Below are 24,430 nucleotides of genomic sequence, written 5' to 3'. Positions count from 1 at the left end.
TCCGGCTCAGCCGAACTGGCCGACCACGTAGTCGCCGGCCGGCTGCTGGGTGAGGACGTTGAGCCGGTTGAACGCGTTGATGACGGCGATCAGGGAGACCAGGGCGAGGAGCTGCTCCTCGTCGTAGTGCTTGGCCGCGTTCTCCCAGACCTCGTCGGCCACGCCGGTTCCGTCGGCGAGGCGGGTGCCCTGCTCCGCCAGTTCCAGCGCGGCACGCTCTGCCTCGGTGAAGACCTTGGCCTCACGCCACGCGGCGACCATGTGGAGGCGCTGAGCGGTCTCGCCCGCGGCGGCCGCCTCCTTGGTGTGCATGTCGAGGCAGAATCCGCAGCCGTTGATCTGGCTGGCGCGGATCTTCACCAGTTCCTGGGTCGTCATCGGCAGTCCCGAGTCCGTGACCACCTTGCCCGCGGAGGCGAAGTGCTTCAGCAGCTTGCCGGCCAGCGGGCTGGTGAAGACGTTGAGTCGGGCTTCCATGGTGTGCTCCTTCGGCCGTTGTCGATGGCTACACACTTATGACCGAACGGCGCGGCGGAATGTGACACGCTCCGATGTGACCTGCGTCTCCCGGTACTTCAGCCGCCGTACGCCTGCTTCCAGCGGGCCCGGTGCCGGGCGTCGCCCTGACCGCGGCCGTTGACGCCGGTCAGTGACAGCAGCGAAGTCCCGTTGTGCCACAGGCCGAGGAGGTCGCGGTGCACGGCGAGGATGTCGTGCTCCACCGCGAATTTCTCGGAGGGGCCGGTGAAGCGGGAGGTGGTCACGAACACGGCCACGTCGGCGCGGAAGTGCACCCGGGCGCCCAGCAGATCACGCAGTTCACGGTTCGGGACGGCCCTGCTCGGCGCGTACCGCTTGCACTGGACGACCATGGTCCGGCCGTCCGGCAGCCGTCCGCGGACGTCGGCGCCGTTGTCGCCCGCGCCGCCCACCCGTCGGACCTCGGTGCACCCGTCCCGCCGGCACAGCCCCGCGACCAGTTCCTCGAACTCGGTGCCCGTCATGACGTCCACCTCGGCGAGGGTCCGCCGGCCCGCCGCCACCGCGTCCTCATGGCGCCGACGCCGGTCCCGGCCGCGCAGCAGCCGGTCCGTGCGCCACAGCCACCATCCGGCCGCCCCGGCGCCCCCGACCAGCAGGGCGCCCGTCGGATACGGCCACACGCTCGTCCAGTACGCCACCAGGAGGGCCGGCGCCACCGCGCCGGCTCCCGCGCCCCACCCGATCCTCCGCGCCCGCCTTCTGCGAGCGGCCGTACCCCGTCGGCGCCTGGTCACGACGGCCTCCCCCCGGTGTCCCTGTCCAGGAGTCTGGGCAGTTCAGCCGGGTGCGGGTAGGGCGTGAGTCGGCCAAGTCCGAAGCGGGGCCCCGGACGCCGGCCGGCCGCGGCAGCACAAAGGCACCGCGGCCGGCCGGGGCGGGAGGGGTCGAGGGGTCAGCCCTGGACGGGCCTGCCGCGTCCCCAGGCCCAGGCGAGGCGGTCGGCGCCGGACTGGTTGGTGGTCTCCAGCCAGGGGCGGTCGGCCGGGCCGACGAGCTTCTGCATCGAGTAGGTGTCGTCGGTGCGCAGGCCCGGCCAGTACACCGAGCCCATCCTCAGCTCGCGGAAGGTGTCGGTGACGGCCTGCACGTAGTTGACGAAGTTGTCGTCCGGGGTCTTCACGTCGTAGTTCAGCCCGGTCGTCATCGGGGCGCCGAACTCGTCCGCCACGGTCCGGTTCGCGCAGTCGCCGATACGCACCTTCAGGTCGGCCACCCACTCGTCGTAGGTGGCGTACGACTTCCAGAAGCCGTAGTGGTGCAGGGACAGGTAGGTGCCCTTCAGGCGCGGGTCGGCGCACACCGTGGTGACGTGGTCGTTGTAGCCGGCGCCGCTGACGAAGACGCGGTTGCGCGGCACGGACCTGTAGGTGTCCAGCCACTGGGCGGCGAGGTCGGCCCACTGGGTGTCGGTGTAGCCGTGCGGCTCGTTCATGGGCTCGAAGTAGACCCGGGAGTTGCCCTTGTAGGCCTTGACGACGGTGTTCCACATCGGCCAGTAGGTGGCCTCGTCGTCGATGAAGCCGTCCTTGCGGTCACCGGTGCCCTCCCAGTAGGACACGATGACCTTGAAGCCGTGGGCGGTCGCGGCGTCGATGACGCCCCGGTACGACTTCCAGTAGGAGCCGTCGACGGTGTACGGGTTGATCGGCAGCCGGACCGTGTTGGCGCCGAGGTTGGCGCGGAACGCCGAGATGACGCGGCTCGCCTTGGTGTACGTCTGCGCGTAGGTGTCGGAGGTCGACAGGCCCGAGAGCTGGAGCTCGTCGTCGGCGAAGTTGTCGCGCGGATCGGCCCAGTTGACCCCCTTGAACTGGGTCGTGTCGGTGGTCGGCGCGGCCGAGGCGGGGCTGCCGGTGAGGGTGGCGCCGCTGACCGCGGCGATCGCGACGGTGACGAGAAAGGCACGCAGCCTCGGGGCGCGACGGGAGCTGACGGGGGTCTTGCGCATCGACCAAACCCTTTCGGAGCGACAGCATGTTTACGTAAACATGACGGCGCCGGAATCGTGGCATCCGCCTCGGCGACCGTCAAGGCTCCGCACACGTACCATCCGGTGCGACACGCACCACGTTCGTGGGCGGGCGGAGGAGGCAGCAGTGGTGGAGCGGGGAGGTTCCGGTGTCCCCGGAGGCCGGCGCAAGCAGCGCGTGTCCATGGCGGACGTCGCCAAGCGCGCGGGCGTCTCCTCGCAGACCGTCTCGCGCGTCTCCAACGGCCACCCCGGGGTGATCAGTTCGACGCGCGAGCAGGTCCTGGCGGCGATGCGGGAGCTGGGGTACCGGCCCAACAGTGCCGCCCGGGCCCTGCGGTACGGCCAGTTCAACACCATCGGCGTGATCCTGTTCAGCCTCTCCTCCACGGGCAACAGCCGGACGGTGGAGGCGATCGCCACGCACGCGGCGGCGGAGGGGTACGCGATCACCCTGATCCCCATCGACGTCCCGACGCAGGACAACGTCCTGGGCGCCTTCACACGCATGGGCGAGCTGGCGGTGGACGCGGTCATCGTCATCATGGAGGTCCATCTCCTCGACGCCGGGACCGTGCAGCTCCCGCCCGGGGTGCATGTCGTCGTGGTGGACTCCGACGCCGGCGACCGCTACAGCGTGGTCGACACCGATCAGGCGGACGGCGCCCGGCAGGCCGTACGGCATCTGCTCGACCTGGGTCACCGGACCGTGTGGCACGTGACCGGTCCGCAGGCGTCCTTCGCGGGGCAGCGGCGGGCCCAGGCGTGGCGGGCGGTGCTGGAGGAGGCCGAGCGGCCGGTGCCGCCCGCGCGGTACGGGGACTGGTCGGCGGAGTCCGGTTACGCGGCCGGGCTCGCGCTCGCCGAACAGCCGGACTGCACGGCCGTGTTCGCCGCCAACGACCAGATGGCGCTGGGGCTGCTGCGCGCGTTCCACGAGCGGGGGCTGTCCGTGCCGCACGACGTCAGTGTGGTCGGGTTCGACGACATCCCCGACGCGGCGTACTTCGTGCCGCCGCTCACCACCGTCCACCAGGACTTCGCGGAGGTGGGGCACCGTTGCGTGCAGAAGGCGCTCCAGCAGATCCGCGCGGGCGCGGGCGGCGCCCCCGGCACCGACCTCGTCCCGACGCGGCTGGTGGTGAGAGGGAGCACGGCGGGGCCGCGGGGGTGAGGCGGTCGCCCCGCCGGGCGGGTGCCCACGTCGGTTGACCTTGCCCCAGGGGCAGGCCGCAGCATCGGGCCATGGTGCGGAAACGGCTGTTGGTCGAGGTCGGGCCACTGCGGGTGGACGGGTTCCGGCGATTGTGGGTCGCGGGGATCGTGTCCGCACTGGGGGCCCAACTCACGGCTGTCGTGGTGCCGTTGCAGATCTACGAGGTCTCCGGTTCGTCGGCCTGTGTGGGTCTGGCGGGGCTGGTGGGTCTCGCCCCGATGGCCGCGGCGGCGCTGTGGGGCGGGGCGCTCGCGGACGTACGGGACCGGCGGCGGGTGCTGCTGACGACCACGGTGGGGATCGGGGTGACGTCCTTGCTGCTGTGGGCGCAGGCGTGGGCGGATCTGCGGTCGGTCGGGGTGCTGTTCGTACTGGTGGGTGTCCAGCAGGCCCTGTTCGGCGCCAACTCCACGGTGAGCAGGGCCGTGACACCGCGTCTGGTACCGCCCGAACTGCTCCCCGCGGCCAACGCGTTGCAGTCGACGGTCCTCCTGTCGGCCGGGATCGCCGGGCCGCTGCTCGCCGGTGCGCTGCTGCCGGTCGTCGGGGCCGCCGAGCTGTACCTCGCGGACGCCGTCGCCGTCTGCGCGACGGTGTGGGCGGTGTGGCGGCTGCCCGCCCTCCCCGCGGCCGGCGGCGGTGAGCGCCGGCAGGGCTCGGTGCCGCGGCAGATCGCGGACGGCGTACGGTTCGTGACGCGACGTCAGGTGCTGCTGACGGTCTATCTCGCCGACTTCGCCGCCCTGTCCCTCGGTCTGCCCACGGCACTCTTCCCGCAACTGGCTGCGGAGACCTTCGACCCGTCGGACATCGGGGTGCTGTACGCGGCGCTCTCGGCCGGTGGTGTGCTGGCGGGGCTGTTCTTCTCCGGGGCCTTCACCCGCGTCCGGCGTCACGGAGTGGCGGTGTCGGCCGGGGCGTGGGGCCTGGCGGTGGCGGGGTTCGGCACGGCCGGCTCGCTGCCCGCCGCGATGGCGTGGCTGCTGCCGGCCGGGGGTGCGCTCCTCGCGCTGGGCGTCTTCCGCAAGACGGTGCTGCAGACGGCCGTACCCGACGGGATGCGCGGCCGGCTCCAGGGCATCGACACGGTGGTGGCCGTCGGAGGGCCACGACTGGGCGACCTCCTGCACGGCACGATCGGCACCGCGGCCGGTGTCACGTGGACCGTGACGGGAGGCGGCGCCCTGACCGTCGTCGCGGCGCTCGCACTCCTCCTGCTCTTCCCACGCTTCCGACACCATCGGGCGCCGGACGGGGGTGCGCAGGAGACGCCGGTACCGGCAACCGGCCGAGCAGGCGGGTCAGTCGGGCGTCACGGTGGAACGTGACCGGCGGCGCCGCCCTGAAAGTCGTCGCCGCACTCGTACTCCTGGTGTTCCGCCCGCGCCTCCGGGTCGTCGGGTGTCACGGTGAACCGTCGCGGGCGGCGGCGCCCTTGGCAACTCCACGGCAGTTGGCGACGGAGGCGGTCCGGCACACGGGCGAGTGGACCGGGCGCATCCTGCGCGAGGAGTTGCGGGCCGGCCGGGTCGAGAGTCCGCGGGCGTTCCTCGCGCTGTGGCGCGGCATCGTCGTGGACGCGGTGTCCATCGAGGAGAGACCCGCCGGCGGCCGCGGCCGGGGCCTTCGACGCCTGGGAGGGCCCGCCGGCCGACTCCCTGCGCGAGCACGGCGCCGAGCGGGAGCGGTCGAGGGGGCCGTGACGATGTGCCGCGCCAAGCGCAGCACCCAGCCGCTCGACCGCACCGAGGAACAGCTACGGGCGCTGATCCTCGCCGCGATCAAGAGCTGAGTGCTGCCGGGAGGCTCCCCTCCCGGCAGGTCTCAGACGTTGCGCCGGTACTGGCCGCCGACCTCGAAGAAGGCCTCGGTGATCTGCTGGAGGGAGCAGACCCGGGTGGCGTCCATGAGCACCGCGAACACGTTCTCGCCGCGTACCGCCGCGTCTTTGAGGGCGTCCAGGGCGACCTGGGCCTCCTCGTGGTGGCGGGCGTGGAAGTCGCGTACGCGCTCCAGTTGGGACTGCTTCTCCTCCTCGGTGGCGCGGGCCAGTTCGACGACGCCGGGTTCGGCGGTGTCGGCGTGCGGGTTGCGGAAGGTGTTGACGCCGATCAGGGGCAGCGTGCCGTCGTGCTTGCGCTGCTCGTAGAGCATCGACTCGTCCTGGATACGGCCGCGCTGGTAGCCGGTCTCCATCGCCCCGAGCACCCCGCCGCGTTCGCTGATCCGCTCGAACTCCTGGAGCACGGCCTCCTCGACCAGGTCGGTGAGTTCGTCGATGACGAACGAGCCCTGAAGGGGGTTCTCGTTCATCGCCAGGCCCCACTCCCGGTTGATGATCAACTGGATGGCCAGGGCCCGGCGCACGGACTCCTCGGTGGGAGTCGTCACGGCCTCGTCGTAGGCGTTGGTGTGCAGGCTGTTGCAGTTGTCGTAGATGGCGATGAGCGCCTGGAGCGTGGTGCGGATGTCGTTGAAGTCCATCTCCTGCGCGTGCAGGGAGCGTCCGGAGGTCTGGACGTGGTACTTCAGCTTCTGGCTGCGCTCCCCGGCGCCGTACTTCTCCTTCATCGCGACGGCCCAGATGCGGCGGGCGACCCGGCCGAGGACCGAGTACTCGGGGTCCATGCCGTTGGAGAAGAAGAACGACAGGTTGGGGGCGAAGTCGTCGACGCGCATGCCGCGGGCGAGGTAGGCCTCGACGTAGGTGAAGCCGTTGGCCAGGGTGAAGGCGAGCTGGCTGATCGGGTTCGCCCCGGCTTCGGCGATGTGGTAGCCGGAGATGGACACCGAGTAGAAGTTGCGGACCTGGTGCGCGATGAACCACTCCTGGATGTCGGCCATCATCCGCAGGCTGAACTCGGTGGAGAACAGGCAGGTGTTCTGGCCCTGGTCCTCCTTGAGGATGTCGGCCTGCACGGTGCCGCGCACGTTGGCCAGCGCGTGCGCGCGCAGGTGGGCCGCCTCCTCCGGCGAGGGGTCACGCCCCTCCTCGGCGCGGAACCGCTCGGTCTGCTGGTCGATCGCGGTGTTGAGGAAGAACGCCAGGACGGCCGGTGCCGGTCCGTTGATCGTCATGGAGACGGAGGTCGTGGGCGCCACGAGGTCGAAGCCGTCGTAGAGCGCCTTCATGTCCTCCAGGGTGGCGACCGAGACGCCGGAGGTGCCGACCTTGCCGTAGATGTCGGGACGCTCGTCGGGGTCGCGGCCGTAGAGGGTGACGGAGTCGAACGCGGTGGACAGGCGGGTCGCCGGCTGGCCCTCCGACAGGAGCTTGAAGCGCCGGTTGGTGCGGAACGGGTCGCCCTCGCCGGCGAACATCCGGGCCGGGTCCTCGCCGTCGCGCTTGAAGGGGAACACGCCCGCCGTGAACGGGAAGTGGCCGGGGAGGTTCTCGCCGCGCCAGAACCGGACCAGTTCGCCGTGGTCGGTGAAGCGGGGCAGGGCCACGCGGGGGATCTTGTTGCCCGACAGGGACTCGCGGGTCAGCTTGGTGCGGATCTCCCGGTCCCGGACCTTCACGACCTGCTCGTCGCCGGAGTAGGAGGCGATGACCGAGGGCCAGTTCTCGATCTGCCGCACGAGGTCGTGCGGGAGGCGGGTGCGAGCGTCCTCCAGCAGCGCGTGGACGTTCGCCGGGTCGGAGCCGGCGTCGGCGAGCTCGGCCCCGACCAGCTCCAGCCGCTGCACCCGCCGGGCCGCCTCGGCCAGTCGCGCGGTGTCGGCGTGGTAGTCGCGGACGGTGTCGGTGATCTCGGCGAGATAGCGCACCCGGCCCGGCGGGACCACCTGCCGGATCCCGGAGGAGTGGCGTACGTCGACCCGGGGCAGCGCGCCCTCGGCCGGCGGCAGTCCCTTCTCGGCGAGGACGGCCGTCAGGTGCTGGTGGAGCGCGGTCACCCCGTCGTCGTTGAAGGTGGCCGCGGAGGTGCCGTAGACCGGCATGTCCTCGGGCCGCTTGCCGAACGCCTCGCGGTTGCGGACCAGTTGGCGGCCCACGTCCCGCAGGGCGTCCTTGGCGCCGCGCCGCTCGAACTTGTTGATCGCCACGACATCGGCGAAGTCGAGCATGTCGATCTTCTCGAGCTGCGAGGCGGCGCCGAACTCGGGGGTCATCACGTACAGGGAGGCGTCGACGAACGGCACGATCGCCGCGTCGCCCTGGCCGATGCCGGGCGTCTCCACGATCACCAGGTCGAACCCGGCGGCCTTCACCACGTCGATCACGTCGGACAGGTGCTCGGGCAGCTCACGGCTGCCGCGGGTGGCGAGGCTGCGGAAGAACACCCGCTCGCCGTCCAGGGAGTTCATCCGGATCCGGTCGCCGAGCAGCGCTCCGCCGCCCCGCCGACGGGTCGGGTCGACCGCGATCACGGCGATGCGCAGGGCGTCCCGCCGGTCGACCCGGAAGCGGCGCACCAGCTCGTCGGTCAGCGACGACTTCCCGGAGCCGCCGGTGCCGGTGATGCCGAGCACCGGCACGTGCCGCGCCGCCGCCGTGGTCCGCAGCTCCCGCAGGAACTCCGTCGGCAGTTTGCCGAGTTCGGCTCCGGTGAGGGCACGGGCGATCGCGAACCGGTCGCCGGCCAGGACCGCGGTGAGGTCGGCCGGTTTGCCGTCCCAGAGGTCGAAGTCGCAGTCCTTGACGACGGTGTTCACCATCCCGGCCAGGCCCAGCCGCTGGCCGTCCTCGGGCGAGAAGATCGTCACCCCGCTCTCCCGGAGCCGGGCGATCTCCTCGGGCACGATCACCCCGCCCCCGCCGCCCACCACCCGGATGTGCTCCGCGCCCTGCTTGCGGAGCGAGGCCACCAGGTACTCGAAGTACTCCACGTGCCCGCCCTGGTAGGACGAGACCGCCACGCCGTGCGCGTCCTCCTCGAGCGCCGCGTCCACGACCTCCCGCACGGACCGGTTGTGGCCGAGGTGGATGACCTCGGCACCCTGCGACTGGAAGATCCGCCGCATGATGTTGATCGAGGCGTCGTGCCCGTCGAACAGTGCCGAGGCGGTGACCAGGCGGACGGGGTGGACGGGGCGATGCAGATCGCTCATGGCGGGGCCTTCCCTGGACACGTCGAGGAACGCGGGCTGAGAAAATACTAGGACGTCCTAGTAAATATAGGGGGCGCCTAGTGAGGAGAAGCACAACGGGTCGTCCGGCGACCGACCCCGTGAGGCCCCGCGCGGGTGGCCGGCGAGGCGTCCGCCCCGCTGCGGAGGTACCGGGCGGCCCCTTACATTGGGGGGATGCCCGAGCTCGCGCACGGTTTGCGGATCGCCGTCGTCGGCGGTGGCATCGGCGGTCTGGCGGCCGCCGGCTTCCTGCGGCGCGCGGGCCTGACGGCCACCGTCCACGAGCAGGCGCCCGTCCTCACCGAGGTCGGCGCCGGCCTGGTGGCGGCCCCCAATGTCGTACGACTGCTGCGTCGCCTGGGCGTACTGGAGCGCTTCCTGCGCCGGGCCGTGGCGCTGGAGCGGGCCTGGGAGCTGCGGCGCTGGGCGGACGGTTCGGTGCTCTCGGTGGAGGAGCTCACCGGCGTCTGCGAGCGGCTCTACGGCGAGCGGAGCTGTGTCGTCCACCGGGCCGACCTGCTCGACACCCTCAGGTCGGCCGTGCCGGGCGAGTGGATCCGGCTGGGCGCCCGGTGCACGTCGGTCGAACAGACGGACCGGGACGGTGTGGTGCTGCGCTTCGCCGACGGCGGCAGGGCGGAGGCCGACGTGGTGATCGGCGCCGACGGGGTGCACTCGGTCGTGCGGGGCGCGGTCACCGAGCCCGCGCCGCCGGAGCACTCCGGGCTCTGCGCCTTCCGCGCCCTGGTGCCCGCCGCGGCCGTGCCGGACTTCGCCCGGCGGTCCGTGCACACCATCTGGCTCGGACCCGGACGGCACTTCGTGCACTATCCGGTCGCCGCCGGCGAGGCGGTCAACGTCGTCGGTATCGTCCCGGCCGGTGACCGCACCGCCGAGTCCTGGAGCGCGACGGCCCCCGTCGAGGAGTTCCGCTCCGAGTTCGCCGGCTGGGACCCGCGGGTGACCGGTCTGATAGCGGCCGGCGGCGTCCCCGGCCGCTGGGCACTGCTGGACCGGGCGCCGCTGCGGCGGTGGAGCCGCGGCGGGATCACCCTGTTGGGCGACGCCGCCCACCCGATGTACCCGTTCCTCGGGCAGGGCGCGGCTCAGGCGGTCGAGGACGCCGCGGTGCTGGCCCGGTGCCTGGCCGACTCCCTCGACGACCCCCCATACGCCCTGCGCCGCTACGAGTCCGCGCGCCTCGCCCGCACCGCCCGCCTCCAGCACGCCAGCCACGCCCGCCAGGACGTCAACCACCTGCCCGACGGTCCCGAGCAGCGGGCCCGGGACGCCGCGCTCGCCGACGCCGACCCGCTGGTGGGCAGCGGCTGGATCTACGGCTACGACGCCGAGGCGGCACTCACCGAGCCCGACTGACCCGGCCGGACACCGGCGGACCGGGTGCCGCCCGCGGCCGAGCCGGGGGCCCGTCCGGGGAGACTGACTCCCGGTCAAGCGATCTTGATCGGTGATCTCTAGGATGAGAGCTCAAGACAACCATTCCGGCCGGTCCGACGGGGGGACCCAGAGGGGCCGCCGGGGGTCGCCGATGCCAGGGTCCGCTCCCCGGGCTGCGGTGATCTTCCTTCCCAGGAGGACCTTCCGCATGTTCCGACGTATTGGCAACGCTGTCGTCAGACATCCTGTCTGGACGATCGTTGCGTGGTTGATCGCCGCTGTGGCGATCGTGGCCAGCGCTCCGAGCCTGCCCTCGAACAGCGACGAGAGCAGCTTTCTCCCCAAGAGTTACGAGTCCATCAAAGCGGCACAGGTTCAGGAGAGGGCGTTCCCCAGCGCCTTCACCCCCTCCGCGATCGCGCTGTACCAGCGCACCGACGGCGGCAAGCTGACCGCCGCCGACCAGAAGGACGTCGCCCGGATCACCTCCGAGCTGGGCAAGAAGAAGATCGACCAGGTGCAGAAGGTCATCCCCGGCCAGCCGTCCTCGGACGGCAGGTACGCCCTGACCCTGGTCCAGATGGACAGCAAGAAGGCCGGCCAGCCCGAACAGGCCGACGCGGCCAAGGTGTTGCGCGACGACGTCAAGCAACTCGCCAAGGGCACGAACCTCGAGGTCAAGCTCGGCGGTTCGGCCGCTCAGGCGCTCGACCAGCAGGACTCGTCCAAGCGCGGTGAGGCGCTGATCGGCATCGGCACCTTCGTCATCATCCTGGTGACCCTGCTGATCATCTTCCGGGCGCCGATCCTGGCCTTCCTGCCGCTGATCACGATCGGGCTGGTGTCGGCGATCGCCAACGGGCTGATCGCGTACGCCACCAAGCTGTTCGACCTCCAGGCCAACAGCTCGATCTCGTCGATCCTGATCGTCGTGCTGTTCGGCGTGGGCACGGACTACTTCCTGTTCCTGATGTTCCGCTACCGCGAACGCCTGCGCCTCGGCGACGAACCGAAGCAGGCCATGATCAACGCGGTCGACCGGGTCGGCGAGGCCATCGCCTCCGCCGCCGGAGCGGTCATCATCGCGTTCCTCGCCCTGGTCCTGTCGACGCTGGGCTTCCTCAAGCAGATGGGCCCGGCGCTCGCGATCGCGGTCACCGTCACCCTGATCGCGGGCCTGACCCTGATCCCGGCCGTCGTCTCCCTCATCGGTCCGAAGGTCTTCTGGCCGTCGAAGTCCTGGCAGCGCGAGCCGGAGAACGCCCGGTTCGCCGCCCTGGGCCGCGGGGTGCGCAACCGCCCGGCGCTCACGGCCGCGCTCTCCGGACTCGTCCTGGTGGTGCTCTCGCTCGGGACGTTCGGCTACAACGCCACCTTCGACCTGGCGTCCGGCTCCATGCCCAAGACCAAGGAGTCGATGGTCGTCCAGGACGAGATGCAGAAGGCGTACTCGGCGGGTGCCGCCGCGCCGACCGACGTCTATCTGTCCAGCACCGACGGCAAGCCGATCGACAAGACGGTCTTCGACGGGTACGTGCAGAAGCTCGGGGCCGTGGACGGCGTGGCGAACGCCCGTCTGTCGCAGTCGAACAAGGACGGCACCACGGTCGACTTCACCGTCACCCTGAAGTACGAGGCGTCGACGGACAAGGCCATCGAGACGGTGGGCCGGGTCCGCGAGGTCGCGCACGGCGAGGCCCCGGCCGGTACCGAGGCCCTGGTCGGCGGCATGTCCTCGATCTTCAAGGACATCGACACGGCGGTCAACCACGACTACCGGACGGTCTTCCCGGTCGCCGCCGCGCTCATCATGCTCATCCTGGGGCTGCTGCTGCGCAGTGTGGTCGCCCCCCTGTACCTGATGGCGTCGGTGGGTCTCGGCTTCGGTGCCACGCTCGGCGCCACGGTCTGGATCTTCCAGGACGGTCAGGGACACTCGGGCCTGATGTTCATGCTCCCGGTGATCATGTATCTGTTCGTGGTCGCCATCGGCACGGACTACAACATCCTCATGATCGCCCGGCTCCGGGAGGAGGCCCGCGAGGGCCGCGAACCCCGCGAGGCGGCCGGTATGGCTCTGCGGCACGCCGGTCCCACGGTGGCCGCGGCGGGCTTCATCCTGGCGGCGACCTTCGCCACGATGATGCTGGCCGGCAACGCCCTGCTGACGGAGATGGGCTTCGCGGTCTCCTTCGGCATCGCCGTCGCCGCCTTCGTCATGGCGATGTTCTTCACCCCCAGCCTCACCGCCCTGATCGGCCACGCGGCCTGGTGGCCGGGGCACGCGGACCGGGCGAAGGAGACCCCCGCCGCTCCCGCTCCGGTCTCCGACGGTGACCGGGAGACCGCGGTGCAGGACGCGGCCGGCCCCCGCACCTGACACCACCGGAACAAGACGGCGTCCGCCGGGCCGTGCGGCCCGGCGGACGCCGTCGTTCGTCCCGGCACCCCTCCGCCGGGCGGGACGCGCCCGGTCTCTGCCACCCTGGACCCCGTGCAGAGCCTCCCTCCCGTCACCCCGGACGCCCCCTCCCTGACAGGGGCCCCGCTGCTCACCCAGCAGTGGCTCGACCTCGCCTTCGTCCACTGGGCCGTCGAACCGGCGGTCGTGGCGGGGCTGTTGCCGCGCGGCACGGTCCCCGACACCCACGACGGGCTCACCTACGTGGGGCTGGTCGCGTTCCGGATGCACCGGGTCGGCTGGCTGGGGCTGCCGGGGGTGCCGTATCTCGGGACCTTCCCGGAGACCAATGTGCGCCTGTACTCGGTGGACGGGCACGGGCGGCGCGGGGTGGTGTTCCGCTCGATGGACGCCTCCCGGCTGATCCCGGTGGTGATGGGACGCGTCGGCTTCCGGCTGCCGTACCTCTGGTCCCGGATGAGCGTCCGTACGGCCGGTGACACCGTCACCTACAGCAGTTCACGCCGCTGGCCCGGGCCGCGGGGCGCCCGCAGCCTCATCACGGTACGGATCGGCGAACGCATCGGGGAGCCGACCGCGCTCGAGCACTTCCTGACCGCCCGCTGGGGCATGCACAACGCCTTCTTCGGCGGCCCCGAGGCGCTGGCCTACCTGCCCAACGACCATCCGCGCTGGCCGCTGCACCGCGCCGACCTCCTCACCTGCGAGCAGGACCTGGTCACCGCGGCCGGCCTGCCCGCCCCGGCCGGCGCCCCGGTCAGCGTCCTGTACTCCCCCGGTGTCCCGGTCCGCCTCGGCCGCCCGGCCCGCCCCGCGGGCATCCCCACGCCCTGACGGCGAAGGGACGGCGTTCCTCGGACATTCACGGCGGGATCACGTCCGGGGGGTTGAACCGGTCCGTGACCTCGCTAGCGTCTGTGGGCGTCCCGACCCACCCGAATGAGGTGTCGATGTCCGCAAGACATGTCCTCGCCGGCCTGGCGCTGGCGCCGGTGCTCGCCCTGTCGGCCGCCGCGCCCGCGACGGCGTACGACGGCCACCAACTTCCCAAGGGGAAGCCGCACTTCGATCTCCAGGCGCACCGCGGCGGACTCGGCTTGACCACCGAGGAGTCCCTGGAGGGTTTCGGGAAGGCGATGCGCCTCGGGGTGTCCACGCTGGAGCTGGACACCCATGTCACCAAGGACCTGAAGGTCGTCGTCAACCACGACCGGCAGATCAGCGCGGTCAAGTGCCGTGACACCGGTCCGGTGACGGCCGGGGACCCGATGTACCCGTACGTCGGCAAGTACATCAAGGATCTGACGCTGGCTCAGATCAGGACGATGGACTGCGGTTACCAGCAACTGCCGGGCTTCCCCGAGCAGGAGGTGGTCAAGGGCTTCCGGATCGTCGAGCTGAAGGACGTGCTGAACCTGGTGAAGAGCTACCGCGCCAAGCGGGTCAAGCTCAACATCGAGACCAAGGTCGAGGCCGGGGCGCCCGAACAGACCGCGCCGCGTGCGTTGTTCGTGCGGCGCGTCCACGAGGAGATCCACCGGTCGGGCATCGAGGACCAGGTCACCATCCAGTCCTTCGACTGGGGCGCGCTCAGGGAGATGCACCGGCTGGCGCCGAAGTGGCCGCTCGTCGCCCTCACCAACTACGACTTCCTCCAGGTCGGCAAGCCGGGCGCGTCCCCGTGGCTCGGCGGGATCGACGCCGACGACTACGGCGGCGACTTCGTCAGGGCAGCCGCGACGATCCCCGGCGTCAAGGCCCTCTCCCCCAACTACGGCTTCCCGCAGAGCGGCAAGGTCGGCGACCCCGACTTCCGCTTCTACGCCGACCGGGCGATGGTCGAGGCGGCCCACGCCCGGGGCCTGAAGGTCGTCCCGTGGACCTGCGACGACCCGGCCACCTTGGAGGCGCTCATGGACATGGGCGTCGACGGTGTCATCACCGACTACCCGAACCGCGTACGGCAGATCATGGCCGAGCGCGGCATGCCCCTGCCGAAGGCGTACCGGCCCCGCTGAGGCCGTCGACCCGGGCCCGTGTCCGGGGTGTCGGTGGCCACCGTCCGTGGGCCGCGTGCCTTCAGCAAAAACCGTGCGCGGCCCCGGCACCGGCACCCGCCGTCTACGACTGGCGGACCTCCGCCGGGGAGTTCCGCGTGGGAACCGGACGCCTGCTCGCCCATCCGTACAGGACCACCGAGCAGACCGCCGCCAGCGCGCACCAGGTCGACACGAACTCCAGCCTCCACAGCAGCCAGCACACCAGGGCGCCCGCCCCGGCCAGGACGCCGAGCGCGGTCAGCCAACGGTCGCCGGAGAGCAGCAGTGCGCCGACCGTGGCGACCAGGTAGCCCGCGACGAGCAGTTCCGCCCGGGGCAGTCCGATGACATAGGCCATCGTGTGGCCGCGGATCTCGGCCCGGACAGGCCGGGTGGCGAGGCCGTGGACGAGGAGGGCCGCGGTCAGCGCGCCCACCGCCACCAGCACCGTCACCCGGCGGCGTACGGCCCGGCGGCCGGCGGCGCACCACACGCCCACCGGCACCCACACGGCCAGCACCGGCAGGGCGATGACGGCCCAGGCGACCGTGGCCGCGCCGGTCCCGCCCCCCAGGTGCCAGATCCGGGCCTCGACGAGTTGGTGGGCGCCGAGCAGCAGGGGCAGCGCGGCGAGGGGCAGGTCCTCGGCGCGGCGGGTCCGGATCAGACAGGCCGCCCCGACGGAGGCGATGGCCGCACCGGCCACGAGATCCGCTGTCGCACTCCAGCACATGACACCACCATGTCAGGCCGGGCCGTCCCGCACGCGTTCCGCCACGACGTGGACGTGTCCGGCGCGGACCGCTCACTCGCAGATGTGCTGCGGTGGCCGGAACGTGGGGTCGGTGCCGGTGTCCCGGTTCACCTGGACGCGCACCGTCTCCAACTGCTGGAGCAGCGAGTGGAGTTGCCGTTGCGTCGGGTCGCGGAAGAACTCCAGGACCGCCCGGTGGAAGGCGTCCCGGAGTTCGGGCGGCATCACGTCGGAGGCGTCGAAGCACAGGACGCCGGCGCCGGAGAGCAGGGAGCCGATCCTGCGCTCGACGGGGGTCGCGGAAACCGGCGGCGACAGTCCGGCCGTGGCCGGGAACAGCGGCCGTACCGCGGGGTCCGCCTCCGCCCACCACAGCTCTCGCCCGGCCGGGCTCGACAGCCGCTCCACGAGCTGCTGGGCGTCCGGGTCGTCGCTGAATACGGCGGCCATGTCTCCCGCCACCTCGAAGGCGTCCCGGTACGCGGGCGGTCCGTCCAGATATCGGGCCGACGGTTCCACCTTCACGTCGTCGCCCGCGTAGACGTACCGGATGAAGGCGCTCTGGTGCTCGTGCGTGCAGGCGAAGCCGGGTGAGTCGAGCAGGCCGCGCGGCTGTCCGCCGGCTCCCGCCACGCCCTCGAACGAGGTGGTCAGGGAGCGTTCCACCGACTCCGGGGAGCGCTTGCCGAGCAGTTGCGCCCAGGTGGTCCAGGCGCGCTCGACGGCCGGGTCGCGCCAGTCGAGGCGGCCCCTGGCCCACTCGTCGTAGCGGGTGGGGCCCGCCTGGTGGAGCACCAGGTCCTCGATCCAGTCGGTGCCGGGCCAGCCGGAGGTGGCCTGGGAGGCGAGCCCCACGCACCAGGCGGGCCGTTCGTCGGGCGCGTCCCGTTTGCTCCACACCAGGCTCTTGAGGTCGGCCTTCAGCGGCACCCAGTACGGGCGTGCCTTGTTGTCCACGATCAGCACCGGCACCCAGGGCGGGAAGGCACGCTGGGCGGTCTCCGTGTCGAGCGGCCGCAGCTTGTCGCGGCGGGCGTACTCGGTGAGTTCGCCGATGCTGTTGAGGACCGCCACGTCCGGCGGGTCGTCGGCCTCCAGTTGTGAGACGAGCGTCTCGCGCAGCGAACGGGTGCCCTCGTAGGTGTACGTCCGTCCGGTCCCGTCGTCCAGTTTGTCGAGGACGGCCTCGAAGGCCTTGCCCTCCTCGCCGGTCCAGGGGCCGAGGACCACCAGCGGGTCGCGGGTGTCCGAGCCGCAGCCCGGGACGAGGGCGAGCAGACACGCCACGAGCAGGACGCGCAGGGCACGGCTCATGCGACGGCTCCCGGCCGGGCGACGACGAGGTACTCGCGGCGGTAGGCGTGCAGGGTGCCGGCGATCACGGCCGCGCCGACGAGGCCCGTGGGGAACACGAACGGGGCGATGCCGTCGAGGAAGGCGAGCCGTCCGTCCGCCAGGTCCTCGTCCATCCGGGCCCGGAGCGCCTCGATGGCCCGCGGTTCCGGTCCGGCGAAGGGCCGTTCCTCGGCGACCGTCTCCGTCCCGGGCGAGGTCCGCTCGGCCAGCGCGTCCGCGACGGGCACCGTCTCGTGCTGGGCGTGCAGGGCGAGCAGGGCGTCGGCCGTCAGGAACGGCACGGCGAGCAACGGCAGGGCGGCGGCCGCGAGGGGGATGCTCAGCCGGATCCGGAAGCGGCGGCGCAGGAAGGACACCGTCCGCCACAGCCCGGTGGCGAGCAGGACGAGGGCGAGCGCGCCGGTCGCCGTCGCGGCGATCGTGGCCGTGCCCCAGGCGGCCCGGTCGGCGAGGCGTGCGCGCAGCCGCCCCTCGAGGCCGGTCACCCGGTCGACGATCGAGGTCGCGGCGGAGCCGGTCGCGGCCGGACAGTCCGGGTAGGGGTTCTCGGCGGTCACCGCGGCGGACTGCGAGCAGAGCATGCTGCGCGCGTAGGTGAGTTCGGCGTCGCGCAGGACCGGGTCGGTGGCGTGGCCCTGGGCCCGGCCGATCCAGCCGGTGTAGTCGACGACCAGCGCGGACACGACCCGGAGCTCCTGTTCCTCGGCGACGGTGAGGGCTCCGCTGCGGGTGACCTGGTTCAGGCTCTGGGTGGCGCGGGCGATCCGGGTCCGGTACCGCTCGCTGAGACCGCTGAGCTCGGCCGCCCGGCCTTCGGCGAGGTTCCGCTCGGCCTCGCCGTGCGCGATGAGCAGCGAGGCCCGGGCGTCCGCGAGGTCGACCAGCGCGGGTGCCGCGCGCTGCCGGATGTACGCAGAGTCGCCGCGCACGTCCCCGTACGCCCAGCCGAGCGCGCCGAAGGCCACCACGGCGAGCAGCGGCAGCGCGACGAGCCGGTCCCGCAGATAGGCGCGGTTGCGGTGGCCGGCGTCGGAGGGCCAGGCGTAGCGGTGGACGCGACGGCCGAGTTCGGCGGTTACGGCGGCCACGGCGGCCACGGCCCGCGTGAGGCGGAGGGTGTCCTGTGCGACGGTCCGTAAGCGGCCGTCCGGAGCCAGTCGGCGACTCTCTTGCCGAGCCATGGGCTGTCCCTGTGGTGTCGGAAGGCGAGCGGGCGGACCTCGTAGGCGCGGTCCAGGAGGATCTCGGCCACGGCCGCGTCCTCGGGGGCGGCGGAGCGGGCGGCCTGGTGGGCGAGGGTGACACAGCGGCGGGACAGGTCCTCCCGCAGGCCGTGTTCGTCGGGCGGGAGGCCGAGCCGCGGGTCCGCGCCGGCGGACAGGGCCGCGAGGCCGGCCGCATCGAGGGCACCGCGGTCGAGGGCGCCCTGGACGGCCTCCCAGACCTCCACGGTCATCCGGACCCTGGCCTCCTCGTCGGTCAGGCCGTGCGCGTGGAAGAGCAGGGCGAGGCGCCCGACCACCTCGTGCAGCCGCCGCGGGACCTCGTCGTCGCGTCCGGCCCGGCGCACGTACTCGATGCCGATCCGCACGGCCGCGGTACGCGCGGCGGTCCGGTGCCGCGAGTGCTGCGGTACGGCGTCCAGTTCGCGTACGGCCTCCTCGCGCGCCCTCTCGCCGTCCAGCGCGAGGCGGGACCGTGCGGCGCCGAAGGCCGCGCTGCCGAGGGACGGGTTGCGCAGCCGGACCGCCTCGTAGAAGGTCAGGGCCTCGTGTCGGCGTCCGAGGCGTTCCGCGCAGTGTCCGAGGGCCAGCTTGGGCGCGTACTCGCCGGGGATCGCCGCGTAGACCCGGTCGAAGTGGCGCCGGGCCGCGGCGACTTGGTCGCGGGCGAGGGCGAGGAGCCCGTGGTGCCAGTCCAGCCGCCAGTCGTACGGGGCGCGGCGGGGGCCGATCCGTGCCTCGGCCGCCCGCAGTTCGCGTTCGGCGGCATCGGGTCCGTCGGCCGGGTTGCGCAACCGCAGCCGGCAGCGCAGGAGGTGGACCTCCGTGGAGTCCCGCCAGTCACCGATGTGCTGGAGCAGGGCCTCCGGGGCGGCGTCGGCGAGCCTGCTCAGCTCGGCGTGGTGCTCGTCGTGGGGGTCGGGGCGCGGCACGGGCAGGCGCTGGGCGACCTCGGCGGGCGAGGGCGGCGCGAAGGGGGAGGGCGCTTCGGGGGCGGCCCAGTGCGCGAGGGGCGGCGCGGAGCCGAGGGCGCCGTCGAGGGCGTAGGCGGACTGGAGGAAGAGCGGCGAGGGCTCGAAGGTCTCGGCACCGGTCCGCAGGGACCGCAACTCCCGGAACACACCGCGCAGTTGCTGCTCCATCTCGCGCGCGTCGGCGAACCGTCCGGCGGGCCGGCTCGACGTGGCCCGGTGCAGCACTCGGGCGAGCGAGAGCAGCCCGAGGCCACGGGGGACGGGGGCGGTGGCGTCGGCGGGCCGCCAGGGCTCCTTGGGGGGCGTCCCCGACGGCGGTCCGGGTTCCGTCGCGTCGCCCCGGGCGGGCCTGGAACGGGGGACTCGTCCGGCGCCGGGTTCCTGCTCCCTCCCCGACGCCTCGGGAGCACCCTGGGCCGGGGGCGCCCCCGATGCCTCGGCGACGTCCAGCAGCCCCTCAGCGGCCGGTCCCGGGACGGCACCCCCCACTGCCTCGCCACCGGGCGACTCCTCACCGGTCCGCTCCTTCCGGCCGGCCGGCGTCCCACGCGTGGCCAAGGCCGTCCGGACGGCCCGCGCCTGTTCGGCGGCGGACAGGGCACTCCCGGCGGCCCGCACCACCGCGCCGGCCGACGGCGTGCCGGGATCGCCCCCTGCGGCCTTCCCGGCTTCCACCCCGGTCGTCCCTCCGGCGCCCGCCCCGGCCGGTCGGCCGGCACCCTCCCGCGCGCCCCCTCCACCGTCCACTGCGGCCACCCTTCCGGATCCACCCCCTGTCGACGCGCCCACCCCCTCACCACCGGCTTCCCCCGCCGACCTCCCGGCGCTCTCCCCGGCTCCCTCCCCCAACACCCCAAGGTCCCCCAACCGGGCCAGGTCCTCCGCCGACGTGCCCAGTCCGCTCAGGCGGCGCAGGGTCTCGCCCAGGCTGAAGAGGTCGTCCTGCTGCCTGGACTCCCCGTTCGGGCCCACCGTCGGGGCGCTGAAGCCCGGCGTGGTCATCCCCGGCGCCCCGGCCGGACGTACGCTGCCCACGTCGATGATCTTCGTCGTGGTGCCGTCGTGCATGACGTTGTCCGGCTTCAGGTCGCCGTAGACCTTGCCGGGCCGGTCGGCGTGCAGATACGCGAGGGCGGACAGGATCCGCACGCCGTAGGCGAGCACGAACTCGTGGAAGCGCTGGTCACCGAACTCCCCGGGGTTCAGCTCCGCCCGTGCCCGCACCTCCTCCAGCGTCAGCCCGTCCACGTACTGCAGGACGAGGAAGTCACCGACCCCGGGGTGGTGGCCGTAGTTGAAGACGCGGATGATGTCGTCGTGGCCGAGGTCGACGAGGGCCCGCCGCTCCCGGGCCAGCGCACCCGCCGCGGCCGCCGCCTGGTCGGGGTGCAGCATCTTGATCGCGACCTCGCGGTTGTCGACCTTGGTGTCGAGCGCGAGGTACACCTCGCCCATGCCGCCGTAGCCGAGCGGCCGAATCAGCCGGTACTGGCCCGCCAGCAACTGGCCGTGGGGCAGCGGCAGTTCCCCGTGATCGCCGCCGGGGCCCCAGCCGCGGCCCAGCAGCGTGATCGTGGGCAGCACGGTCGGATCGGGGTTCTCCGCGGGAAGCTCGACCTGCGCGGCCCTCAGGTACATCGGCTGTCCGGCGACGACAAGCGGGCCGAACGACCCCTCGGATCCCGGTGTTTCACCGAACGCACTCCCGCCCCGAGCCCCCTCCATGCCTCCTCAGAATAGGGCCACGTGCCGGGATCGACCCCGTGCGTTCCCCCGAGAACCCTGATGTCGCGGGGTCGGACCGGCCGGCGGGGCCGCGATCGGCGTCCCCCGCGGACCGCGCCCCCTCTAGAGTGAGGAATCCCTGTCAGAAGCGTCCGGACCGCAGCCGTCCTGGCCAGGAGCGGTGAAGGAGACACGGTGACCCTGCGCGAGAACGACCCGGAGTCCGTCGGCGGCTACCGGATCGAATCGCGGATCGGGACCGGCGGCATGGGTGTCGTCTATCTCGGCCGGTCGGCGTCGGGTCGGGCCGTCGCGGTGAAGGTCGTGCACACCCGGTACGCGGACAACCCCGAGTTCCGGGCCAGGTTCCGGCAGGAGATCGCCGCCGCGCGCCGGGTCAGCGGAGCGTTCACCGCACCGGTCGTGGACGCGGACCCGGAGGCGGTACGGCCGTGGATGGCGACCGTGTTCGTCCCGGGCCGCACCCTCGCCGAACGGGTCGACGGGTCGGGCCCGTTGGAGTGGCCCGCCCTGCGCCGTCTCGGTACCGAACTCGCCGAGGCCCTGCGGGAGATCCACCGCGCGGAGGTCGTGCACCGGGACCTCAAGCCCAGCAATGTGCTGCTCCTGGAGACCGAGGGCGACGACGGCGCCGTACGCGTCATCGACTTCGGCATCTCGCGCGCGGCCGACAGCGACGTGCGCACCCAGACCGGGATGGTGATGGGGTCGCCGCCCTTCATGGCACCGGAGCAGTTCAGCCGCCCGCACGAGGTCGGCTCCGCGGTGGACGTCTTCTCGCTGGGCGCGGTGCTCGTGTACGCGGCGACCGGGCACAGTCCCTTCGAGGCGGAGAACGCCTACCTGGCCGCGTACAACACCGTGCACGGCGAGCCGCGGCTCGGTGGACTGCCCGCGCCGTTGCGCCCGTTGGTCTCGCTCTGTCTGGCGAAGGAGCCCGCGGACCGGCCGACGTCCGGCGAGGTCCTGGAGCTGCTGGCGGCGCTCCCGGAGGGACTCGCCGAGGGGCGGCCGGCCCGGGAGGTGGCCCCGGCCCCGCCGATGCCGCCGACGGACGCGGTGACCTCGCCGCTCGCCGGCGCCGCCGGACCGGTCCGGCGCCAGCGCCGCGGCAGGAGGCTGTGGGCCGCGGTGGCCGCCGTGGCTCTCCTCGGCGGGGCCGGGGCTGCCGCGGTCGCCGTGGTGGGCGAGGAACCGGCGAGCTCCGTCGGCGAGTTCGACGCCCTCGCGCCGCGGACCACGGCACCCGGCGCCGCGGCACCGGCGGGCTGGCGCCCCTGGCACCACGCGCTGGGCTCGGACGGGAAGGACGCGCCGACGGGCCTCGGCCCCTCGTGCACCCCGGACGCGCTGGGCGTCTTCTGCGCCTCCGAACAGGTCGCCCTGATGCGGCTCGACCCGGCGACGGGCAACGTCGCCTGGACGAAGCCCATGAGCCGCAAGCAGGTCAGCAGTTTCTCGATCCGCGAGCCCCTGGTCCACGACGGGGTGGTGTTCGTGTACAGCGCGGACCGCTCGCAGGGCGTCGACGCCTACGACGGCAGGTCCGGCAAGCGGCTGTGGCAACTGAAGGGGCCGCTGGGCGAGTTCGACTTCCTGAGCGGTGTGCTCGTGGTCCGACTGGACGAGCTGGGCCCCTCCGACACGGCTCGCTTCGCGGCCTACGAGCCGCGCACGGGCAGGGAGTTGTGGCGGCGCGAGCTGACGGCCACCTCGCCGAGCCCCCTCCACGAGGGCCCCGAGGACACGCTCTACGCCGATCTGCGCGGCGGCGAGGGCGGCATCGCCCACCTCGACGCGCGCACCGGCAGGACGCTGGGCAGTGTCGACGCGCCGAAGGGCGACCTGTGGCTGGCGACGGTCCACGACGGCACGGCGTACTACGCGCGCTGGGAGGACGGCTCCGGTGTGTCCGCCGCCTTCTTCGTGCAGGACCTCAGCAGCGGCAGGACCCGCCGGATCGACTTCCCCTGGAGCGTGGAACCCGAGGCGCCGCCGCTGGTGCGGGGCGACACCATGTACATCTTCGACTACGGCAACGAGACCCTGCTCGCCCTCGACGTCAAGCGCGGCAAGCCGCTGTGGTCCAGCTCCCGCGACCTGCGCGTCTTCAGCGAACCCTCGTACCACGCGGGCCGGTTGTACGTGACGATGCCGGACACCAGCGTCCTGGCCCTCGACCCGAGGACCGGCAAGGAGATCGGCCGCACCAAGCCGTCCTTCGACACGGCCGGCCGCTCGTTCGAGGAACTGTCGCCGAGCGGGGTGCCACCGCTCCTGGCGGGGAGCGTGCTGTACGGCGTCAGCGGCCCGGGGATCTTCTCGGTGGCCGACGTCACCTGAACGGGCCCGGCCCCGAAGCCGGGCCCGCACGGGCGGTCAGGCGGTGTGCAGGGTCAGGCCGTACCGGTTCAGGATCTCGTTGACGGGCTGGAACCAGGTCTCGCCGCCGCTGGAGCAGTTGCCCCAGCCGCCGGAGGTGACGCCCTGGGCCTGGTCGCCGCTGATGAACGAGCCGCCGGAGTCTCCGGGTTCGGCGCAGACGCTGGTCTTGGTCATCTGGTGCACCGCGCCCTGGCTGTAGTTGACGGTCTCGTTCATGGCGAGGACCGTGCCGCAGTGCCAGTGTGTGGTCGAGCCCGAGCGGCAGATCGAGGCGCCGACGGGGGCCACGTTCGAGCCGCGCACGAGCTGGTCGGAGACGGTGCCCCAGCCGAGCACGACGGGGACGGTCCACCAGCCGCTGCCCACGTTGACCCAGGCGTAGTCGTTGTCCGGGAACGACGAGCCCTGGAAGTTGCCGACGTAGCTGCGGTCCCAGCCGTAGACGCTGCCGGTGTGCTGGTCGCAGTGGCCCGCGGTGACGAAGCCGCCGTACACCGAGAAGCCGATGGAACAGCGGACGTTGCCGGTGTAGTACGGGTCGCCGCCGACGGTTCCGGCGGCGAAGGTGGTCGGCGCGGCGGCCACCTCCCGCACGGTCACCGGGCCCGCCTTGCGGGCCCGCGCGACGAACGCTCGGACATCGTTGTCAGCCTGCCGTCCGCTGACGACGTTCACCACGACCGTGCTGGCCCTGGGGTCGACGTGCCAACTGCTCACGGCGTCCGGTGCGGGGAGCGCGTCCAGGCGGGCCTGGGTGGCGGAGAGTTCACGGGCGCTGTGGGCGACGGTGCGGACCGTGGCGCCGGAGTCGCGTATCTCACGGAGGGCGGTGGCGGAGGTGCCCGGGGTGACGGCGACGGTCAGGGTGCCCTTGGCGGCGTCGAACCAGGAGCCGCCGTAGGAGCTGCCCGCGGCCCGGCGGACCTTGGGTTCGAGCGCCGTGGCCTTCCGTTCGGCGGCGAGCCTCGACACGGCCTCCTGGGGCGAGAGGCCGAGGTCGTGCTGCATCGCGGTGAGGATTCCGGCGGAGGCGGGCGCCTTCTCGTCGGCGGTGGCGGGTACCGTGCCCGCGGCCGCGCCGGCGCCGAGCAGGAGCAGCACGGCGAGGCCCGCGCGCATGATTCGGGTGCGTCTCATGGAGGTTGCCCTTCGTCGTTCAACGGGGTGGCAGTGGTCTGTGAGAGCGCTCTCAGGATGGTCCGGCAGAGCCTAGCCACTGACTATTGACAGGTCCATACCAACGTCGGGATTGTCGAAATCCCGTCCCCCTTCCGGTCGTTCAGGCGGCCGGGGACCGGGTGCCGGAACGGGGATTTCCTCCGACCCGCC

At 72.5% G+C, this 24,430-nt stretch carries 17 protein-coding genes; 8 read left to right on the top strand and 9 right to left on the bottom strand.

The features are described 5' to 3' along the window. Positions 1–6 precede the first annotated feature (6 nt). The 3 genes from ACZ66S_RS23150 to ACZ66S_RS23140 form a co-directional block, all read right to left on the bottom strand. On the bottom strand, positions 7–477 hold the full coding sequence (locus tag ACZ66S_RS23150; protein ID WP_469903416.1) for a carboxymuconolactone decarboxylase family protein: 471 nt from the start codon (positions 475–477) through the stop codon (positions 7–9). Between the two features lie 98 nt (positions 478–575). Further along, the gene (locus ACZ66S_RS23145; RefSeq protein ID WP_469903415.1) at positions 576–1,199 is read right to left on the bottom strand and encodes a restriction endonuclease; all 624 of its coding nucleotides are present in this window, start codon (positions 1,197–1,199) and stop codon (positions 576–578) included. A gap of 236 nt (positions 1,200–1,435) precedes the next feature. Continuing rightward, positions 1,436–2,491 (bottom strand): glycoside hydrolase family 5 protein, encoded by a 1,056-nt coding sequence (locus tag ACZ66S_RS23140; RefSeq protein ID WP_469903414.1) that lies wholly within the window; start codon positions 2,489–2,491, stop codon positions 1,436–1,438. A 148-nt stretch (positions 2,492–2,639) separates the two neighbouring features. On the opposite strand from ACZ66S_RS23140, the gene ACZ66S_RS23135 reads away from it, so the two are divergent. The 3 genes from ACZ66S_RS23135 to ACZ66S_RS23125 all read left to right on the top strand — a co-directional run bounded on the left by ACZ66S_RS23135 (position 2,640) and on the right by ACZ66S_RS23125 (position 5,520). Next, positions 2,640–3,686, top strand: a complete 1,047-nt coding sequence (locus tag ACZ66S_RS23135) for a LacI family DNA-binding transcriptional regulator (RefSeq protein ID WP_469903413.1) — start codon at positions 2,640–2,642, stop codon at positions 3,684–3,686. Between the two features lie 71 nt (positions 3,687–3,757). Then, positions 3,758–5,056: an MFS transporter gene (locus ACZ66S_RS23130; RefSeq protein WP_469903412.1), complete on the top strand. Its 1,299-nt coding sequence runs from the start codon at positions 3,758–3,760 to the stop codon at positions 5,054–5,056. A 107-nt stretch (positions 5,057–5,163) separates the two neighbouring features. After that, positions 5,164–5,520: a hypothetical protein gene (locus ACZ66S_RS23125; RefSeq protein WP_469903411.1), complete on the top strand. Its 357-nt coding sequence runs from the start codon at positions 5,164–5,166 to the stop codon at positions 5,518–5,520. Positions 5,521–5,552: 32 nt separating this feature from the next. On the opposite strand, the gene icmF is transcribed toward ACZ66S_RS23125, so the two are convergent. Beyond that, on the bottom strand, positions 5,553–8,783 hold the full coding sequence (gene icmF, locus ACZ66S_RS23120) for a fused isobutyryl-CoA mutase/GTPase IcmF (protein WP_469903410.1): 3,231 nt from the start codon (positions 8,781–8,783) through the stop codon (positions 5,553–5,555). A gap of 195 nt (positions 8,784–8,978) precedes the next feature. Between icmF and ACZ66S_RS23115 the strand changes: the two genes are divergently transcribed. The 4 genes from ACZ66S_RS23115 to ACZ66S_RS23100 all read left to right on the top strand — a co-directional run bounded on the left by ACZ66S_RS23115 (position 8,979) and on the right by ACZ66S_RS23100 (position 14,642). After that, positions 8,979–10,181, top strand: a complete 1,203-nt coding sequence (locus ACZ66S_RS23115; RefSeq protein ID WP_469903409.1) for an FAD-dependent monooxygenase — start codon at positions 8,979–8,981, stop codon at positions 10,179–10,181. 229 nt (positions 10,182–10,410) lie between these two features. Further along, entirely contained in the window at positions 10,411–12,582 is a 2,172-nt protein-coding gene (locus ACZ66S_RS23110; protein WP_469903408.1) for an MMPL family transporter, read from the top strand. Between the two features lie 114 nt (positions 12,583–12,696). Next, complete coding sequence (locus ACZ66S_RS23105) at positions 12,697–13,458, top strand: YqjF family protein (RefSeq protein WP_469903407.1); 762 nt, start codon at positions 12,697–12,699, stop codon at positions 13,456–13,458. Between the two features lie 116 nt (positions 13,459–13,574). Continuing rightward, positions 13,575–14,642, top strand: a complete 1,068-nt coding sequence (locus ACZ66S_RS23100; protein WP_469903406.1) for a glycerophosphodiester phosphodiesterase family protein — start codon at positions 13,575–13,577, stop codon at positions 14,640–14,642. Between the two features lie 103 nt (positions 14,643–14,745). On the opposite strand, the gene ACZ66S_RS23095 is transcribed toward ACZ66S_RS23100, so the two are convergent. From ACZ66S_RS23095 to ACZ66S_RS23080, 4 genes are all read right to left on the bottom strand, one after another. Further along, positions 14,746–15,396 carry a DUF6629 family protein gene (locus ACZ66S_RS23095; protein ID WP_469903405.1) on the bottom strand — a complete coding sequence of 217 codons (651 nt, stop codon included), beginning with the start codon at positions 15,394–15,396 and terminating at the stop codon, positions 14,746–14,748. Between the two features lie 72 nt (positions 15,397–15,468). Next, positions 15,469–16,731 (bottom strand): extracellular solute-binding protein, encoded by a 1,263-nt coding sequence (locus tag ACZ66S_RS23090; protein WP_469903404.1) that lies wholly within the window; start codon positions 16,729–16,731, stop codon positions 15,469–15,471. Further along, entirely contained in the window at positions 16,728–17,861 is a 1,134-nt protein-coding gene (locus ACZ66S_RS23085; RefSeq protein WP_469903403.1) for a hypothetical protein, read from the bottom strand. The genes ACZ66S_RS23090 and ACZ66S_RS23085 overlap by 4 nt, the downstream gene beginning before the upstream one ends. After that, positions 17,849–20,608 (bottom strand): tetratricopeptide repeat protein, encoded by a 2,760-nt coding sequence (locus ACZ66S_RS23080; RefSeq protein ID WP_469903402.1) that lies wholly within the window; start codon positions 20,606–20,608, stop codon positions 17,849–17,851. The genes ACZ66S_RS23085 and ACZ66S_RS23080 overlap by 13 nt, the downstream gene beginning before the upstream one ends. A 282-nt stretch (positions 20,609–20,890) precedes the next feature. Between ACZ66S_RS23080 and ACZ66S_RS23075 the strand changes: the two genes are divergently transcribed. Then, a complete protein-coding gene (locus tag ACZ66S_RS23075; protein ID WP_469903401.1) occupies positions 20,891–23,059 on the top strand; it encodes a protein kinase domain-containing protein in 2,169 nt (722 codons plus the stop codon). A gap of 36 nt (positions 23,060–23,095) precedes the next feature. Here the strand turns inward: ACZ66S_RS23075 and ACZ66S_RS23070 are convergent, their stop codons facing one another. Then, positions 23,096–24,238: a S1 family peptidase gene (locus ACZ66S_RS23070; protein WP_469903400.1), complete on the bottom strand. Its 1,143-nt coding sequence runs from the start codon at positions 24,236–24,238 to the stop codon at positions 23,096–23,098. Between the last annotated feature and the right edge of the window lie 192 nt (positions 24,239–24,430).

The organism is Streptomyces sp. NPDC107471, assembly GCF_055582845.1.
The sequence above is the reverse complement of the archived record's forward strand: the minus strand, read 5'-3'. Positions and strand labels throughout refer to the sequence as shown.

Coding starts and splice junctions, on each gene's coding strand:
- ACZ66S_RS23150 (WP_469903416.1), bottom strand. CDS start 477: ATGGAAGCCCGACTCAACGTCTTCACCAGCCCGCTGGCCGGCAAGCTG.
- ACZ66S_RS23140 (WP_469903414.1), bottom strand. CDS start 2,491: ATGCGCAAGACCCCCGTCAGCTCCCGTCGCGCCCCGAGGCTGCGTGCC.
- ACZ66S_RS23130 (WP_469903412.1), top strand. CDS start 3,758: ATGGTGCGGAAACGGCTGTTGGTCGAGGTCGGGCCACTGCGGGTGGAC.
- icmF (WP_469903410.1), bottom strand. CDS start 8,783: ATGAGCGATCTGCATCGCCCCGTCCACCCCGTCCGCCTGGTCACCGCC.
- ACZ66S_RS23115 (WP_469903409.1), top strand. CDS start 8,979: ATGCCCGAGCTCGCGCACGGTTTGCGGATCGCCGTCGTCGGCGGTGGC.
- ACZ66S_RS23110 (WP_469903408.1), top strand. CDS start 10,411: ATGTTCCGACGTATTGGCAACGCTGTCGTCAGACATCCTGTCTGGACG.
- ACZ66S_RS23100 (WP_469903406.1), top strand. CDS start 13,575: ATGTCCGCAAGACATGTCCTCGCCGGCCTGGCGCTGGCGCCGGTGCTC.
- ACZ66S_RS23095 (WP_469903405.1), bottom strand. CDS start 15,396: ATGTGCTGGAGTGCGACAGCGGATCTCGTGGCCGGTGCGGCCATCGCC.
- ACZ66S_RS23090 (WP_469903404.1), bottom strand. CDS start 16,731: ATGAGCCGTGCCCTGCGCGTCCTGCTCGTGGCGTGTCTGCTCGCCCTC.
- ACZ66S_RS23080 (WP_469903402.1), bottom strand. CDS start 20,608: ATGTACCTGAGGGCCGCGCAGGTCGAGCTTCCCGCGGAGAACCCCGAT.
- ACZ66S_RS23070 (WP_469903400.1), bottom strand. CDS start 24,238: ATGAGACGCACCCGAATCATGCGCGCGGGCCTCGCCGTGCTGCTCCTG.